Genomic DNA, 15363 nt, shown 5'->3' with positions numbered 1-15363 from the left:
GATATTGCGCATGCTCGGCCAGCTGACCATGCTCCCCGGCAATGAGCATGCGGGGAATCCTCTAGCACCTTAGTGGAAGATTCCCCGCGGCGGCCGAGTGTTCGAATGCATTAGCAGACTTAACGACGAGTGGTCTCGGTCAACTAGGCGTTGGCCAGGCCCCAGCCGGGAAAGGCCAACCAATTGCATCAGTGTGCGGCGCCTCCCCTCTCGTCCTGCATCTGCCCAAACCGCCCGGCATGGAAATCATCGAACGACTCGGCAATCTCCGCCTGGCTGTTCATCACGAACGGGCCGTAGCCAACGATCGGCTCGTCGATCGGCTCACCGCTGAGCAGCAGCACACTTGCGCCGTCCAGCGCCTCGACGCCTACATCTACACCCTCCCGGTCGAGCAGTACCAGGCTGGACGGGCCTGCTTCGCGCTCGCCGTTGATTCGAACGTTACCACGCAACACCACCAGCGCCGCATTGCGACCGGCAGCAACCGGCAACTGCAAGGCCGCGCCGGCGTTGAGCCGCAAATCCCACACGTCCATCGCGGTGAAGGTTCGAGCCGGACCCTGGTGGCCGTGGTAGTCACCGGCAATCACCCGCAAGCTCCCGGCATCACCGTCGAGCGCTACCACCGGAATGTCGCCGGCCAGCAGCGTCTGGTAGCCGGCCGCTGCACGCTTGTCCCGCGCCGGCAGGTTCACCCACAGCTGGACCATTTCCAGCGTGCCGCCACTGCGTGCAAAGTCGGGGGAATGAAACTCCTCATGAATGATGCCGTTGGCCGCCGTCATCCACTGCACGTCACCTGGACCGATCAACCCGCCAGCACCGGTGGAATCACGGTGCTCCAGTTCACCTTGGTAGACGATGGTCACGGTCTCGAAGCCGCGATGCGGATGCTGGCCTACGCCGCGTCGTGCTCGGGTCGGGGTGAAATCATGCGGACCGGCGTAGTCCAGCAGCAGGAACGGGCTGATCTGGCTGGCCAGGTTGTCGTAGGTGAACAGGCTGCGCACCGGGAAACCATCACCCACCCAATGGGCGTGGGGGCTGCGGTGAATACCCAGAATCGTTTTCATGAGAAGGCTCCTCACTTGGTTGAGGTAACCTTATCAATGATGCCAATCAAGCGGTAGACGGCTGAAATGGCATGCATCGTCCCACCTGCAGAACAGTCAACCCTGCAAGAAATCGAGCACCTGCTCGGCCGCCATGGCCGGGTCTTCCTGCATGAAACAGTGCCCACCAGGAACTTGCCGTGCGGTCACATTGCGGTTCAGCAGCGCCAGGCGATTTACCGAATGTGGCACAAAGGGATAGGTGTCTTCGCCATACAACACCCGTGTCGGCGTCCTGATTGCGGCCAGACTGGCCCACATGCGTTTAGGGAATGAGCTGAAGATCTCCACTTCACGGCTGGGCCGGCACTTGAGCACCACGGCCTCGCCACAATCACCGATGGCATGCTCGACATAGGCCTGCAGTGCCGCATGGGTCCAGCCTTTGAAGATGCCGCGCCCTTCCAGCGAGGCCAACGCCGACTCGCGATCGGGCCAGTGGCTACGGCGGCTGGCGGCCTTGCGGGCCAGGGCGTGACGCTGATGCAGGCCGACCAGGGCTGCCGCCCCCATCACACCGATCATGCGTCGGCTGAACAGTACCGGGTCGAGCAGCACGGCACGTGCGAACAGTTGCGGCTCACTGCCCAGGATCAGCCCCGTAAGCACGCCACCAAAGCTGTGCCCTGCGGCAAACCGCTGTACGTCGCCATACTCGCCACGTCCGCCCTGAAAGGCCTCAACCGCCAGGGCAGCGGTGCGGTTCCAGCCGCGAAACACCCCACCATGATCACTGTCCCCATGGCCCTGAACGTCGCAGAGCCACAGGTCGAAATGCTCGCCCAGGCGCATCAGCAACGGTTGGTAGGCCAGGCAACAGAAGCCATTGCCATGCAGAAAGTGCAGTAGCGGTTTGCCACTGGCCGGAGTTCGCCAGCCACGCAGGGTGAAACCTTCGGCGCATTCGTGGGACCAGGGAATCAACTGCATCGGCTTACTGTACTCTCGGGGTCAGGAAAACGCTGATTCTACAAACAGCAGCGGGTACAGGGAAATCACCAGCAACAGGGCCATCACGACATTGAACAGCATCAGCCAGCGCGAATTCTGCAACAGGTTGCGCAGGGCGCGGCCGAACATCACCCATACCCCCACGCTGGGCAAGTTGACCAAAGCGAACAAGGCCGCAATGACGATCACGTTGGTTACATAGCCTTGCGCTGGCGTGTAGGTGGTAATCGCCCCTACCGCCATCACCCAAGCCTTGGGGTTGACCCACTGGAACGCCGCCGCACCCCAGAAGCCCAGCGGTTTGCGGGCACTGGACGCGGCCGTGCCGACCGGCCCGGAAGTGGCGATCTTCCAGGCCAGGTAAAGCAGATAGGCGGCGCCAGCGTAGCGCAGCACCGTGTACAGGGGTGGCCAGGCCTTGAATACCTCACCCAGCCCCAGGCCGACGGCCAGCACCATCATCATGAAACCAAAACTGATACCCAAGGCATGAGGGACCGAGCGGCGCACGCCGAAGTTCACCCCCGAGGCCAGCAACATGGTGTTGTTGGGGCCAGGCGTGATGGACGATACGAAGGCAAACAGCACAAAGGCAGTCAGCAGGTCGGCAGAGGCAAGCATGGCGGGCATTCCACTTTCTTTATAGGTGCTGTCACACTACCGGAGCCGCCACTCCCAGCGACCGTTACAGTTTGATTAAATTACACAGATACAAATCACTGTATCGCCAATCCGGACCAAGGAAGCCGTCACCATGAGCCTCACCTTTCGCCCTGCCGTGCGTACCGATGCCGAGCAGATCCTCACCTTCATCACCGAACTCGCCGAGTACGAACGCGCCCGCCACGAGGTGGTCGCCACCCTTGCCGACATCGAGCACAGCCTGTTCGACGAAGGCAGCACTGTGCACGCCCTGATGTGCGAGCGTGATGGCCGTGCAATCGGCTTTGCCGTGTACTTCTACAGCTACTCGACCTGGCTCGGGCGCAATGGCATCTATCTGGAAGACCTGTACGTAACCCCCGAACATCGCGGCGATGGTGCCGGCCGGCAGTTGTTGCAGCACATTGCCCGCGAAGCGGTGGCGAACAACTGTGGGCGCCTGGAATGGAGTGTGCTGGACTGGAACGAGCCAGCGATCGGCTTCTACCAGAAACTGGGGGCCGAGGCGCAGGATGAGTGGGTGCGCTACCGGCTGGATGGCGACAAGCTGGCGGCATTCGCCCGCGGGTGATCGCCCGGTTTCTGCACTTCTGCCTGCTGGAAGAAGACTTCAGGCCTGAGCCTGTCGTACCTGCTGTTCGACAGCCTCGCACGCTGTATGACATTGACGCCAAGCCCGCCCCATGCTCTCCTTATGCCTCGCGTTCAGGTGCCCCTCAGGGGGTGAAACGGGAAACCGGTGCGTCCCAGGCCCTTCAGCAGGGCCGGACAATGCCGGTGCTGCCCCCGCAACGGTAAGCGAGTGAAGCGTCTGTACCACTGTGCCTCGTAGTACGGCATGGGAAGGTGACGCGTTCCAGGAGCCCAGCTCTTCCTCGCAAGCCCGGAGACCGGCCTGGCGTTCATGAACACCCCGCGGTGGGCGGGCGCTGTTGCATTCCCTTGGGCGACCACGTCCGGGGCTGCCGCGCTCGCCTATTGCCCACAAAAAGCAGAGGATCGCGTCATGCCCGTCACCAGCGCCAAACAACACAGCCTTGCTACCCCCGTTACGCTCAGCCAGCGTGTAACCATCGCCGTCGGTGCCAGCTTGCTGGGTCTGTGCCTGGTCTACTTTGCCGGGTTCTCGCACATCGAGGCCGTGCACAACGCCGCCCACGACACCCGCCACAGCGCCGCCTTCCCCTGCCACTGAGTACGCCTGATGATCACGCGCATTGCCCGTACTGCGGGCTTCAGCGGGCTCCTTGCAGCCCTGTTGCTGACCTTGCTGCAAAGCTTCTGGGTGGCTCCGCTGATTCTGGAGGCGGAAACCTACGAGTCCTCGGCCCCGGCCGTGCACCACGAACACGGCAGCGAAGTTGCCGCTCATGAACACAGCGCCGAAGCCTGGTCGCCGGAAGACGGCTGGCAGCGCGTGCTGTCCACCACAGGCGGTAACCTGGTGGTTGCGGTCGGCTTCGCCCTGATCCTCGCCGCCCTGTACAGCCTTCGCGAGCCCAAACGCGCCGCCACCGGCGCATTGTGGGGGTTGGCTGGCTTCGCCGTGTTCTGCCTGGCCCCAACCCTGGGCTTGCCACCAGAACTGCCGGGTACGGCGGCCGCCGACCTGGGGCAACGCCAAACCTGGTGGGTCGGTACAGCCAGTGCCACAGCGCTGGGCCTGGCCTTGCTGGTGTTCGCCCGCCACTGGCTGCTGAAGGCGCTGGGCGCCGTGCTGCTGGTCATTCCCCATGTAATCGGTGCACCGCAACCCGAGGTGCACGAAAGCCTGGCCCCTGAAGCATTGGAAACCCAGTTCAAAGTCGCCTCCTGGCTGACCAACGCCGCCTTCTGGCTGGCCTTGGGCCTGCTCAGCGCCTGGCTGTTCCGCCGTTCCAGCCAGGCTTGATGCCTGCCTTCTATGCCGGTTTTGGCTGCCGCCGGGGTTGCCCGGCGGATACCTTGCAACGCTTGCTGTGCCAGGCCCTGGACAAACAGGGCCTGGCATTGGCTGACCTGCGCGGTATCGCAAGCATCAGCCTGAAGGCCGACGAGCCCGGCTTGTTGCAACTGGCAGAACACCTCGGTTTGCCGTTGGTGCTGTACCATGGCGCGCAACTGCAACCCTATGAACCACTGCTCAGCCACCGTTCCGCCGTTGCTCACCGGCACAGTGGCTGCTGGGGCGTAGCCGAAAGCGCGGCTCTGGCCCTGGCCAGCCAGCGGCAGGGTACGGCCAGGCTGCTGCTGACGCGCCAGGTACTGGGCCCGGCGACGCTCGCCCTGGCCTGCTGAGCGTTTCGCCCCCTCTTTCTTGCCAGGACTTTGCATGACCATCTACTTTATCGGTGCCGGCCCCGGCGACCCGGAGCTGATCACGGTCAAGGGCCAACGGCTGATTCGCCAGTGCCCGGTGATCATTTATGCCGGTTCACTGGTACCCGCCGCCGTGCTCGAAGGCCACCAGGCCGAAACCGTGATCAACAGCGCCGAACTGCACCTGGAACAGATCATCGCCGCCATGCGCAGCGCACATGAAAAAGGTCAGGATGTGGCCCGGGTGCACAGCGGCGACCCCAGCCTGTACGGCGCCATCGGTGAGCAGATTCGCCACCTGCAAGCGCTGGGCATCGATTACCAGATCATCCCCGGCGTTACCGCCACGGCAGCGAGCGCCGCCCTGCTCGGCTGCGAGCTGACGTTGCCTCAAGTGGCGCAGACCGTGATCCTCACCCGCTATGGCGACAGCTCGCCCATGCCGCCGGGTGAGCAGTTGGGTGACCTGGCGCGCCATGGCAGCACCCTGGCAATTCATCTGGGGGTCAAGCACCTGTCGCGCATTGTCGCTGAGTTGATGCCGCACTACGGCGCGCACTGCCCGGTTGCGGTGGTGCATCGGGCCACCTGGCCAGACCAGGATTGGGTGTGCGGCAACCTCGGCGATATCGTCGAACGCGTAGCGGCCAAGGATTTCCGGCGCACGGCGCTGATTCTGGTAGGCCACGTCCTGGGGGATACACCGTTCGCCGAATCGGCGTTGTACCGTGCCGGGCATGCCCACCTGTACCGACCTGGCGACTGAACATTGCCAGCCTTGCCTCGGGCGTAGCAGACTCCGGGTTCCCGCCTGCGAACAGGAGTCATGCCCATGCTGGAACTACGCCCCAACTGCGAGTGCTGTGATGCCGACCTGCCGGGTGACAGCCCCGACGTCATGATCTGCTCCTTCGAATGCACGTTCTGCCGTGCCTGTGCCGAAACCCGCTTCCAAGGCCGCTGCCCGAATTGTACCGGGCAGTTGGTAGCCCGTCCGACGCGGGTCGGTCAGGCATTGGCCAACAACCCTGCCTCCACGCTGCGGATACACAAACCGCACGCTGCCTGCGCCTGAACAACTGCAAAGCACCGGCATCACCGCTGTTTCAGGGTGATGTCTTTCCTGTTTCTTGTAGGACTTTTCAACAATAAGCACTGGGGATTTCAACACTTCTATACTCGGCATTACCAAACCTCGGGAATGGTCGTATCGTGCAGCGCTTCCGATAACCCCACTTGCAGACGTATTCCTGAGTGTTCCAGGAAGCGGACCACATCCCTACAGGAGTTTTCCTCATGACAACCGTGCTGATCGTCGACGACCACCCTATTGTCCGGCTGTCGTTGCGCCTACTGCTCGAGCGCGAGCGCTTCCATGTCATCGGCGAGGTCGGCAATGGCAGTGAAGTGGCTCAGGTAGCCCGCGAACTGCGCCCGGACGTAGTCATTCTCGACATCGGCCTGCCCGGCCTGGACGGCATGGAAGTCATCAAGCGATTGCAGAGCCTGGAGCCGGTACCGAAGATCATGGTGCTGACCGGCCAGGCCACCGATCTGTATGTGCGTCGCTGCCTGGATGCCGGGATAGGTGCCTTCGTCACCAAGGAAGAGGACCACGAGGCCCTGCTGTTCGCCCTCAAGGCCCTGACCAAAGGTTATTCGACCTTTCCGCAAATGTCGGTCAACAGCAACTCGCTGGAGAGCGAGCCAGTGCGCCTGGCCAGTCTCTCCAACCGAGAAATGGAAGTGCTGCGGCGCCTCGCGCGCGGCGAGAACAACAAGAACATCGGCACTTGCATGAACCTCAGCGCCAAGACCATCAGCACCTACCGGGGCCGTATCATGGAAAAGCTCAAGACCGAGTCACTGGTGGAAATGGTCGACCTGGCCAAGCGCAACAGCGTCTATTGAGCGCTCGGCTGCCATGAAACAGTTGCTGGCGAGCGTCCTTCTGGCTATCGGTCTGGCCAACTCCACGGAACTGCAGGCCAGCAGTGAACCACGCCATCTGCTGGCGCGCTCGATCAGTGCCGCTGCCCCACTGACGTTATCCGGCGATGATCGCCACTGGCTGAAACAACGCGAACGCCTGGTAATGGGCAGTGCGCGCCCCGATTACCCCCCGTTCGAAATCAACGTCAGCCAGCATGACTATGAGGGACTGAGCGCAGACTACGCCGGCATCATCGGCGAACAGCTGGACATCCCCATTGAAGTACGTCGTTTTGACAGCCGTCACGAGGCCATCACTGCCCTGCGTGATGGCCGTATCGACTTGTTGGGTAGCTCCAACGCCTTCGAGGCGGCGGACGCCCAGCTAAGCCTCAGCACCCCCTATGCCGACGACCTGCCAGTGATCGTCACCCGTGAAGGGCGCAGCTTGAAAAGTACGCCCGAGCTCGCCGGCCTGCGCCTGGCGATGGTCGATCACTACCTGCCGGCCGTCAGCGTTCGCACACTGTACCCCAAGGCGCAACTGAGCCTGTACCGCTCGACCCTGGCCGGGCTCGCTGCCGTGGCGCTGGGCGAGGCAGACGCCTATCTGGGCGATGCCATCAGCACTGACTACATGATCGGCAAAAGCTTTCAGGGCACGTTGAAAATCGACCATTTCTCCCAACTGGCCCCAGAGGCTTTTGCCTTCGCCATCGCCAGCGACAACCCGCGCCTGCATCGGCTGGTGGACAAGGCGCTGTCACGCATAAGCGAAAGTGAACGCCTGAACATTCTGCGCCGCTGGAGCAGTGGTAACACCAGCCTGCTGCTGCAGCGCCACCTCACCGCCTTGAGCGAAGAAGAAGAATCCTGGATCACCGCCCACCCCACTATCAGCGTACTGGTCAATACCTCGCTGGCACCGTTGACGTTCAACGATGCTCAGCACCGCCCTAGCGGGATCACCCTGGACCTGCTCAAGCAGATCTCGCTGCGCACGGGGCTGCAGTTCACACCCGTCGAGAGTGCTTCATCGCAGGCCATGATCGACCGCCTGGTGCGGGGCGAGGCACAGATGATCGGGGCGCTGGGCTATGGTGCCGACCGCTTGAAGCAACTGCGCTACACCCGCCCCTACCTGGTCAGCCCGCGCGTGCTTGTTACCCGCAACGACGGTGAATCACCTGCACAGGCCAAGGCCCTGGATGGCAAGCGCATCGCCTTGGTGCGCGGCTCACCGCAGCAGGCCGTTTTGCAACAGCGATACCCGCAGGCCGAGATAGTCGAAGTTGACAACCCACTGGGCCAGATGGAGGCCGTGGCCAACGGTGTTGCCGACGCGGCCCTGAGCAGCCATATCAATGCTGCCTATTACATCAGCCATGTGTTCAAGGACCGTTTGCGCATCGCCAACATGCTCGACGACGCTCCGGCCATTGCCGCCTTTGCCGTAGCCGCCGACCAGCCCCAATTGCAGGCCATTCTCGACAAGGCGCTGCTAAGCATTCCACCTGAAGAACTGGACCAGTTGATCAACCGCTGGCGCACCAGCACACTGGTGAGCGACAGCCCCTGGCGCGACTACCGCACCCTGGCTTTGCAGGTGCTGGTGCTGTCGGCCCTGCTGCTGGCCGGGGTGGTGTTCTGGAACAGTTACCTGCGCAAGCTGATCAACCAGCGCACCGAGGCACAGCACGCGCTTCAGGCACAGCTCGCGCTGAGCCGCGGGCTGCTGGAACAGTTACGCCAGGCCAAGGACGATGCCGAACAGGCCAGCCAGACCAAAAGCACCTTCCTGGCCACCATGAGCCATGAGATCCGCACCCCGATGAATGCCGTGATCGGTCTGCTGGAACTGGCCCTGGAAGATAGCCGCAGCGGCCGCAGCGACGCCCAGACCTTGCAGACCGCCCATGATTCGGCCATTGGCCTGCTTGAGCTGATAGGCGATATTCTCGACATTTCCCGCATCGAATCCGGGCACATCAGCCTGCAGCCAGTACCCACCAATCTGGTCGAACTGGTGCGCGCCACGCTGCGGGTGTTCGAAGGCAATGCCCGGGCCAAAGGGTTGCATCTACACGGCGAGCTGCCTGCAGAGCCGGTATGGGTGCTGGCTGATCCACTGCGACTCAAGCAAATTCTGTCCAACCTGATCAGCAACGCAATCAAGTTCACCGACCGTGGTGAAGTGCAGGCATGCCTGCTGCTGCCCAAAGTTGCCGGCCACGGCATTCTGGCTATCGAGCTGAATGTGCGCGACACCGGCATCGGCATCAGCCCCGCCGACCAGGCCAGGCTGTTCAGTGCCTTCGTTCAGGTCGATGGCCCGAGGGCACGTCAAGGGGCAGGCCTGGGGTTGGTCATCAGCCGTACCCTGGCCGAACTGATGGGCGGCGCCCTGAGCCTTCAGAGCGTCGAGGGTGTTGGCACCCGGGTACAAGTCAGCCTTCGGTTACCTGTCTGCGAAGCACCGGCACAAGCGGACCCGCAACTCACCACACATGAAAGTAACAGCGGCCCGCTCAATATCTTGGTGGTCGACGACTACCCGGCCAACCTGCTTTTGCTGGAACGGCAACTGCAAACCCTGGGGCACCATGTGACACTGGCGGAGAATGGCGAGATCGCCCTTGCACGCTGGCAGGAAGCGCGCTTCGACCTGGTGATCACCGATTGCAGCATGCCGGTCATGGACGGGCATGAACTCACCCGGCGCATTCGCAGCCTGGAGGGCGAGCGCGGCCTGCCAGCAGGCCGTATTCTTGGCGTGACCGCCAATGCCCAGGCCGAGGAGCGTACTCGCTGCCTGGCCAGCGGCATGGACGAATGCCTGTTCAAGCCGATTGGTCTGCGCACGCTCAAGACCCACCTGCCCCAGGTGCGCCCTCAGCAGCCGTCGCCGGAGCCTTTCCATAGTGGGTTCGACCTGGCCGAACTGCGTCACCTGACCCAGGACGACGAACAGTTGACGCGGCATTTGCTGGAGCAATTGTCGATAAGCGTCGGTGAAGATCTGGCCGCCCTGCGTGCCTTGTCAACAGACGCCCCTGATGAAACCGTGCGCGCCCTTGCCCACCGCATCAAGGGTGGCGCCAAAATGATCAGGGTGCGCACTGTGGTCAAAGACTGTGAAGCTATCGAGCACGCCCACGCAAAAGGGCTGCCGACCGTCGAACAGCGCGCGCAACTGCAAGTCAGCCTGCAGGCACTGCTTGACGAGATGCGCGAGGCGCTCAATGCAATTGCAGCGTCGAGGTTATCTGGCTGATGGCATCCACGACGTGCCGTGAGCCTTGCTGGATTTCCATGATCACCGTCCCCGCCTCATTGGCCAGCGCCACGCCGTGACCGGTGCGGTTGAGGCTCGATTGCATGCTGGCCACTGCCAATAGCGACAGGTCGTGGTTCTGCCGCACCACATCGACGATTTCCAGGGTGGCCTTGCTGGTTCGCGCGGCCAGGTTGCGCACCTCATCGGCCACCACGGCAAAGCCGCGCCCGTGCTCGCCGGCACGCGCTGCCTCGATGGCTGCATTAAGGGCCAACAGGTTGGTCTGGTCGGCGATGCCCCGAATGGTCAGCACAATCTGCCCGATCACATCCGACTGCCTGTTTACCGCGTCGATACTGCGCGCAGCGTCGTTAAGCTCCTGGGAAATCTGCTCGATTACCTGCACCGCCTGCTGCACCACTTCGGTCCCCTTGCGCGCGCAGGCATCGGTCTGCACCGAGCTGGCATGGGCGGCATGGGCGGCGCTTTGCTGGGTGCAGACCTGATGGGTGATGTCGCTGGCAAACTTGACCACTTTGCACAGGCGGCCCTTGCTGTCGAAGATCGGGTTGTAGGAGGCCTCCAGAAAAACGGTCTGGCCCTGCTTGTTGACGCGTTCGAAGCGGTGCGAGTGGTATTCGCCACGATTCAGCGAAGCCCAGAACTCTCGGTACTGGGCCGATTCGCGTTCATGCGCCAGGCAAAACAGCCCGTGGTGGCGGCCAACCACTTCATCGAGGCGGTAGCCCATGGTGTCGAGAAAATTCTGGTTGGCCTTGATCACCCGGCCTTGGGGGGTGAACTCGATCACCGCCATGGAGCGGCTGATGGCCTTGAGCAGGCTTTCGCTCTCGTGCTCCTGCACCACCCGCTGGGTGATGTCCGACGCCACCTTGATTACGCTGGTGACTTGCCGGTGCTCGTCCAGCACGGGCATGTAGCTGGCTTCCAGCCAGACCTCGCGCCCCGCCTTGTCGATACGCTCGAACGTACCGCTGATAGCCTTGCCCTGCCCCAACTCGCGCCACAGTTGCTGGTACTCGGCGCTTTTTGCATAGTCCGGCTCACAGAACAGCCGGTGGTGCTTGCCACGCAGCTCGTCGGCGCTGTAGCCCATGGCCTGGCAGAAGCGCTCGTTGGCGTCGAGAATAGTACCGTCAGGGGCGAACTCGATCATCGCCATGGAACGGCCGATAGCGGCCAGTTTGGCTTGCGCATCGGCCAACGCCTGGCGGGTGCGCTGGATTTCTGCCAAATCAGACTTGCGATGGAAATCGAACATGTCGCGGGGCTCCCTATGCGCGGTTTTCTGAGCATAGATCGCCGTTGGCAAGTCGTGGCATCTACAGCGCCTGTAGGAGCGGGTTCACCCGCGAACACCGGCGCAGCCAGTGCCATGCCCCGCGTCGCCTGCTTCGCAGGAAAACCCGCTGCACCTTCGTTTCGGGCCAATCATTCCTGTGGGAGTCGCGCGAGAAGGCCTTGGCGGGCACTCTCAGGTGCTCTCGCGCACCATCAGCTCAAAGCCCAGATCCTGCTGCGCATTCGTCACCCGCTTCCCATCCAGCAACGCCAGCAGCGCCTGTGCCGCGCCCCGCCCCACCGCAGCCCGCGGTGTGCGAATGGAGGTCAGCCGTGGCACCATATGCGCCGAGGCCGGGAGATCGTTGAAACCGACCATCGCCACCTGGCGTGGCACCTCCACCCCTTGACGCAAGGCCTGCAGCACCGCGCCCTGAGCCAGGTCGTCGTTACAGAAGAAGATACCGTCGACATCCGGCGCCTGCTGCATCAGCTGGCTGAACAGCACACTGCCCAGGGCAATCGACGATGGCTCCGGGGCCAATACCTCCAGCTCCGCAGCCTGCAAACCAGCCTCTGCCAAAGCCTGACGGAAACCCTCGGCACGCTGCATCACCCTCGGGTCCAGCTGCGCGGCAATGAATGCAAGGCGCTTGCGCCCGCGCTCGATCAGGTGCCGTGCAGCAGCACGCCCGGCCTGATGCTGCGAGAAGCCGACCGACAAAGCCCCTGGCTCGCCATTGAGCTCCATCATGTGCACACACGGCACGCCGCTGGCAACCAGCATCTGCCGGGCAGCATCGCTGCGCTCGAAGCCGGTCAGCAAAATGCCGCAGGGCTGATAGGCCAGGTAATTGCGGATCAGGTTCTCTTCTTCGGCAAGGTCGTAATGATAGTTGCCGATCAGCACCTCTAGCCCACGAGGGCGCATGACCTCGTGAATGGCCTCCAGGGTGTCGATGAACAGTTGGTTGGACAACGACGGGATCAACACCACCACCGACTGGCTGCGTGCCGAGGCCAGCGCCCGGGCGGCCGGGTTGGCCACATAGCCAAGGTTCGCCGCTGCGGCGATGACCTTTTCCACCAGGTCAGGCGCAACGGTGCTGACCCCACGCAAGGCGCGCGAAGCGGTAATCGGGGAAACCCCGGAAAGCCTGGCAACTTCGGCCAGGGTGGGACGACCTGTAGTTCGGGAGCCGGTGCGGGACATGAATGTTGTAATTTTACTACTTGCAAGGAGAGGGAACGGCCACTAAGGTAGCGCTGTCTCAGGATGCAGGCAATGTAATCTTTGGTAGCAGCCACCACGCGCTCGCCACCAGGCGTCCATACTGCGTAAGGACAAGACCAATAACACCGGGGAGGTGGCTGTTCGTCATCGGCGAGACAGCGCTATCTCACCCGCAGGAGGTACTGATGAATTCTCCCCTGTCCGCCATTGTGGTGATGGGCGTAGCCGGTTGTGGCAAAAGCTGCATCGGCGCCGCCATCGCTGCCAGAAGCGGCGGCCGCCTGATCGAAGGCGACGCTTTCCACCCTGCCGAAAACATCCGCAAGATGAGCGCTGGCATCCCGCTGGACGACAGCGACCGTGCCGGCTGGCTGGTCCGCCTTGGTGAAGAGTTGCAAGCCACCACCCAGGCCGGTGAACGCCCGATCCTGACCTGCTCGGCACTCAAGCGCCGCTACCGCGACACCCTGCGCGATGCCATGCCCGGGCTGGTGTTCGTGTTCCTCGAACTGTCGCCTGCCGAGGCCGAAAAACGCGTGCTGGCTCGCCCAGGGCACTTCATGCCGGCCAGCCTCATCGACAGCCAGTTCGCGGCCCTGGAATCGCCACGCGGCGAGCCACTGACACTTGCACTGGACGCCACCCAACCGATCGAAGCACTGGCCGAAGCGGTGGACCACTGGCTAAAGCACTGCGGTGAGCCGGGCCTGGCGCAAACCGCCTGACCTCGGCGGCATTTCCGTCTCACCAAAGACAGCGCTACCCCAACCCGTAAACGCGGCAAAGACTCCAAAAAGCTACGCCCAAAACAACGATAAGACCGAGGCCTTCAAACCATGTTCGGACTGGCTACTGATACCTTCCTGCTGCTCGACGCGCTGGTTACCATCGTCGGGCTGATCCTGCTGATCACCCACTTCAAGGTTCACCCCTTCGTCGCCCTCACCCTCGCGGCCGGCTTCCTGGGCCTGACTTCCGGCATGCCGGTGGCCAAGGTCATGAAATCGTTCCAGGACGGTTTTGGCGGCGTACTCGGCTTCGTCGGTATCGTGCTCGCCCTGGGCACCATGCTCGGCAAGCTGATGGCCGACTCCGGTGGTGCCGACCAGATCGCGCAAACCCTCATCCGCGCCTTCGGCAAGAAGAACGTGCATTGGGCGATGATGTTCGCCGCCTTCCTGGTGGGCATCCCGCTGTTCTTCGAAATCGGCTTTGTGCTGCTGATTCCACTGGTGTTCATCGTCGCCCGGCGCTCGGGCGTCTCGTTGGTGAAAATCGGCATTCCGCTGCTGGCCGGCCTGTCGGTGGTGCACGGTCTGGTGCCACCACACCCGGGCCCCTTGCTGGCGATCGGCATTTTCCACGCTGACATTGGCAAGACCATCTTCTACGGCCTGATCGTCGCACTGCCCACCGCGATCATCGCCGGCCCTCTGTTCGGTAACTTCATTTCCCGCTACATCCCGGGCAACCCGTCCCAGGAGCTGATGGACCAGATCGCCAAGGACTCCGATCAGGGCAACCTGCCAAGCTTCAGCATTACCCTGATCACTGTACTGCTGCCGGTCGCGTTGATGCTGCTGAAAACGTTCGCCGACGTGGTGCTGCCTGCCGAGCACATCGTGCGCCAGTGGATGGACCTGATCGGTCACCCGATCACCGCCCTGCTCGCCGCCCTGTTACTGGCCTTCTACACCTTCGGCTCGGCCCGCGGCTTCAACCGCCAGCAGATCATGAAGATGCTCGACCAGAGCCTGGCACCGACTGCCGCCATCGTGCTGATCGTCGGCGCTGGCGGTGGCTTCAAGCAAATGCTGGTGGATACCGGCGTAGGCAACGTGATCGGGCAGATGGCTGTCCAGGCAGAAATTTCGCCGATCATGCTGGCATGGCTGGTGGCGGCGGTGATCCGCATCGCGACCGGCTCCGCCACGGTCGCCACCATCACCGGCGCGGGTATCGTGGCACCGGTGATCGACCTCGTGCCGGGGGTGAACCGTGAGCTGTTGGTACTGGCCACCGGTGCCGGCTCGCTGATCCTGTCGCATGTGAACGATGCCGGTTTCTGGCTGGTGAAGCAGTACTTCAACATGACCGTGGCAGAAACCTTCAAGACCTGGAGCATGATGGAGACGATCCTGTCCATCGTCGGCATCATTTTCATCATGTTGCTGTCGCTGGTGGTGTGACCGTTGATCGGGGTAATGGCACGTTGACGTTCCGGGTAAGGCCAAAGGGAAGTATGAGCCTTACCCGTACAGCAAAGGAGCCTGCCATGCCCCGCTCAACCCTCCTGTCGATTGCCCTGCTCGCCTCGCCGCTGGCCTTTGCTGTCGGCACAGGTCCGACCTACCCCGACGACCCGCACAATACGGCGCCACAACCCGGCGTGGACAGCACCCTCAACCCGATCGAGAAGCCCTTGCCGCGGGCCACCGACCCGCGCATACAGGGCAACGAACCGCAAAGCCCGCCAGCCAAGCAGAATGACAACCGCGATCTGCCGGGTATGGAGGGCAGTGGGTCGGAAGGTACCGGCCGGCAAGGAGAAGGCAGCTCAGGCACAGGTAACCCCTGACGACACGGCCTGT

15 protein-coding genes, 2 pseudogenes and 1 riboswitch are annotated in these 15363 nt (G+C 62.7%); of the genes and pseudogenes, 11 read left to right on the top strand and 6 right to left on the bottom strand.

The features are described from left to right. Nucleotides 1-188: 188 nt before the first annotated feature. The 3 genes from LU682_RS13000 to LU682_RS12990 form a co-directional block, all read right to left on the bottom strand. Complete coding sequence (locus LU682_RS13000; RefSeq protein ID WP_010954273.1) at nt 189-1076, bottom strand: pirin family protein; 888 nt, start codon at nt 1074-1076, stop codon at nt 189-191. 96 nt (nt 1077-1172) lie between these two features. Continuing rightward, nucleotides 1173-2045, bottom strand: coding sequence for an alpha/beta fold hydrolase (locus tag LU682_RS12995; RefSeq protein ID WP_010954274.1), 873 nt, complete (start codon nt 2043-2045; stop codon nt 1173-1175). Between the two features lie 21 nt (nt 2046-2066). Then, on the bottom strand, nt 2067-2696 hold the full coding sequence (locus LU682_RS12990; protein ID WP_010954275.1) for a LysE family translocator: 630 nt from the start codon (nt 2694-2696) through the stop codon (nt 2067-2069). Nucleotides 2697-2820: 124 nt separating this feature from the next. On the opposite strand from LU682_RS12990, the gene LU682_RS12985 reads away from it, so the two are divergent. From LU682_RS12985 to LU682_RS12950, 8 genes are all read left to right on the top strand, one after another. Next, nucleotides 2821-3300, top strand: a complete 480-nt coding sequence (locus tag LU682_RS12985) for a GNAT family N-acetyltransferase (RefSeq protein WP_010954276.1) — start codon at nt 2821-2823, stop codon at nt 3298-3300. A 119-nt stretch (nt 3301-3419) separates the two neighbouring features. Next, nucleotides 3420-3642, top strand: a riboswitch (cobalamin riboswitch). A 93-nt stretch (nt 3643-3735) separates the two neighbouring features. Continuing rightward, nucleotides 3736-3924 (top strand): CbtB domain-containing protein, encoded by a 189-nt coding sequence (locus tag LU682_RS12980; protein ID WP_014590842.1) that lies wholly within the window; start codon nt 3736-3738, stop codon nt 3922-3924. A 9-nt stretch (nt 3925-3933) separates the two neighbouring features. Next, nucleotides 3934-4620, top strand: coding sequence for a CbtA family protein (locus LU682_RS12975; RefSeq protein ID WP_049587686.1), 687 nt, complete (start codon nt 3934-3936; stop codon nt 4618-4620). Beyond that, nucleotides 4620-5006 (top strand): cobalamin biosynthesis protein, encoded by a 387-nt coding sequence (locus tag LU682_RS12970; protein WP_020190465.1) that lies wholly within the window; start codon nt 4620-4622, stop codon nt 5004-5006. The genes LU682_RS12975 and LU682_RS12970 overlap by 1 nt, the downstream gene beginning before the upstream one ends. A gap of 34 nt (nt 5007-5040) precedes the next feature. After that, the gene (cobM, locus tag LU682_RS12965; protein ID WP_010954279.1) at nt 5041-5793 is read left to right on the top strand and encodes a precorrin-4 C(11)-methyltransferase; all 753 of its coding nucleotides are present in this window, start codon (nt 5041-5043) and stop codon (nt 5791-5793) included. Between the two features lie 66 nt (nt 5794-5859). Next, the gene (locus tag LU682_RS12960; protein ID WP_003253822.1) at nt 5860-6102 is read left to right on the top strand and encodes a DUF1272 domain-containing protein; all 243 of its coding nucleotides are present in this window, start codon (nt 5860-5862) and stop codon (nt 6100-6102) included. Nucleotides 6103-6323: 221 nt separating this feature from the next. Further along, nucleotides 6324-6938 (top strand): response regulator transcription factor, encoded by a 615-nt coding sequence (locus tag LU682_RS12955; RefSeq protein ID WP_003253824.1) that lies wholly within the window; start codon nt 6324-6326, stop codon nt 6936-6938. 13 nt (nt 6939-6951) lie between these two features. Next, on the top strand, nt 6952-10233 hold the full coding sequence (locus tag LU682_RS12950; protein WP_010954281.1) for a transporter substrate-binding domain-containing protein: 3282 nt from the start codon (nt 6952-6954) through the stop codon (nt 10231-10233). On the opposite strand, the pseudogene LU682_RS29990 reads toward LU682_RS12950, so the two are convergent. The 3 genes and pseudogenes from LU682_RS29990 to gnuR form a co-directional block, all read right to left on the bottom strand. Further along, a pseudogene (locus tag LU682_RS29990) lies at nt 10199-10630 on the bottom strand (methyl-accepting chemotaxis protein); the annotation flags it as partial. The gene LU682_RS12950 and the pseudogene LU682_RS29990 overlap by 35 nt on opposite strands. A 153-nt stretch (nt 10631-10783) precedes the next feature. Further along, a pseudogene (locus LU682_RS29985) lies at nt 10784-11413 on the bottom strand (PAS domain-containing protein); the annotation flags it as partial. Between the two features lie 318 nt (nt 11414-11731). After that, nucleotides 11732-12751, bottom strand: coding sequence for a transcriptional regulator GnuR (gene gnuR, locus LU682_RS12940; protein WP_010954283.1), 1020 nt, complete (start codon nt 12749-12751; stop codon nt 11732-11734). 206 nt (nt 12752-12957) lie between these two features. Here gnuR and LU682_RS12935 point away from each other — a divergent pair, with 206 nt between their 5' ends. The 3 genes from LU682_RS12935 (at nt 12958) to LU682_RS12925 (ending at nt 15350) form a co-directional block, all read left to right on the top strand. Next, entirely contained in the window at nt 12958-13497 is a 540-nt protein-coding gene (locus LU682_RS12935; protein ID WP_010954284.1) for a gluconokinase, read from the top strand. A 111-nt stretch (nt 13498-13608) separates the two neighbouring features. Further along, complete coding sequence (locus tag LU682_RS12930) at nt 13609-14961, top strand: GntP family permease (RefSeq protein WP_060489439.1); 1353 nt, start codon at nt 13609-13611, stop codon at nt 14959-14961. Nucleotides 14962-15047: 86 nt separating this feature from the next. Next, complete coding sequence (locus LU682_RS12925; RefSeq protein ID WP_049587688.1) at nt 15048-15350, top strand: hypothetical protein; 303 nt, start codon at nt 15048-15050, stop codon at nt 15348-15350. Nucleotides 15351-15363 lie beyond the last annotated feature (13 nt).

Source organism: Pseudomonas alloputida (assembly GCF_021283545.2).
Taxonomy (GTDB): domain Bacteria; phylum Pseudomonadota; class Gammaproteobacteria; order Pseudomonadales; family Pseudomonadaceae; genus Aquipseudomonas; species Aquipseudomonas alloputida.
This window is presented reverse-complemented; position numbering and strand designations above follow the sequence as displayed.

Coding starts and splice junctions, on each gene's coding strand:
- LU682_RS12960 (WP_003253822.1), top strand. CDS start 5,860: ATGCTGGAACTACGCCCCAACTGCGAGTGCTGTGATGCCGACCTGCCG.
- LU682_RS12955 (WP_003253824.1), top strand. CDS start 6,324: ATGACAACCGTGCTGATCGTCGACGACCACCCTATTGTCCGGCTGTCG.
- LU682_RS12995 (WP_010954274.1), bottom strand. CDS start 2,045: ATGCAGTTGATTCCCTGGTCCCACGAATGCGCCGAAGGTTTCACCCTG.
- LU682_RS12930 (WP_060489439.1), top strand. CDS start 13,609: ATGTTCGGACTGGCTACTGATACCTTCCTGCTGCTCGACGCGCTGGTT.
- LU682_RS12950 (WP_010954281.1), top strand. CDS start 6,952: ATGAAACAGTTGCTGGCGAGCGTCCTTCTGGCTATCGGTCTGGCCAAC.
- LU682_RS13000 (WP_010954273.1), bottom strand. CDS start 1,076: ATGAAAACGATTCTGGGTATTCACCGCAGCCCCCACGCCCATTGGGTG.
- LU682_RS12975 (WP_049587686.1), top strand. CDS start 3,934: ATGATCACGCGCATTGCCCGTACTGCGGGCTTCAGCGGGCTCCTTGCA.
- cobM (WP_010954279.1), top strand. CDS start 5,041: ATGACCATCTACTTTATCGGTGCCGGCCCCGGCGACCCGGAGCTGATC.
- LU682_RS12935 (WP_010954284.1), top strand. CDS start 12,958: ATGAATTCTCCCCTGTCCGCCATTGTGGTGATGGGCGTAGCCGGTTGT.
- LU682_RS12990 (WP_010954275.1), bottom strand. CDS start 2,696: ATGCCCGCCATGCTTGCCTCTGCCGACCTGCTGACTGCCTTTGTGCTG.
- LU682_RS12980 (WP_014590842.1), top strand. CDS start 3,736: ATGCCCGTCACCAGCGCCAAACAACACAGCCTTGCTACCCCCGTTACG.
- LU682_RS12985 (WP_010954276.1), top strand. CDS start 2,821: ATGAGCCTCACCTTTCGCCCTGCCGTGCGTACCGATGCCGAGCAGATC.
- LU682_RS12925 (WP_049587688.1), top strand. CDS start 15,048: ATGCCCCGCTCAACCCTCCTGTCGATTGCCCTGCTCGCCTCGCCGCTG.
- gnuR (WP_010954283.1), bottom strand. CDS start 12,751: ATGTCCCGCACCGGCTCCCGAACTACAGGTCGTCCCACCCTGGCCGAA.
- LU682_RS12970 (WP_020190465.1), top strand. CDS start 4,620: ATGCCTGCCTTCTATGCCGGTTTTGGCTGCCGCCGGGGTTGCCCGGCG.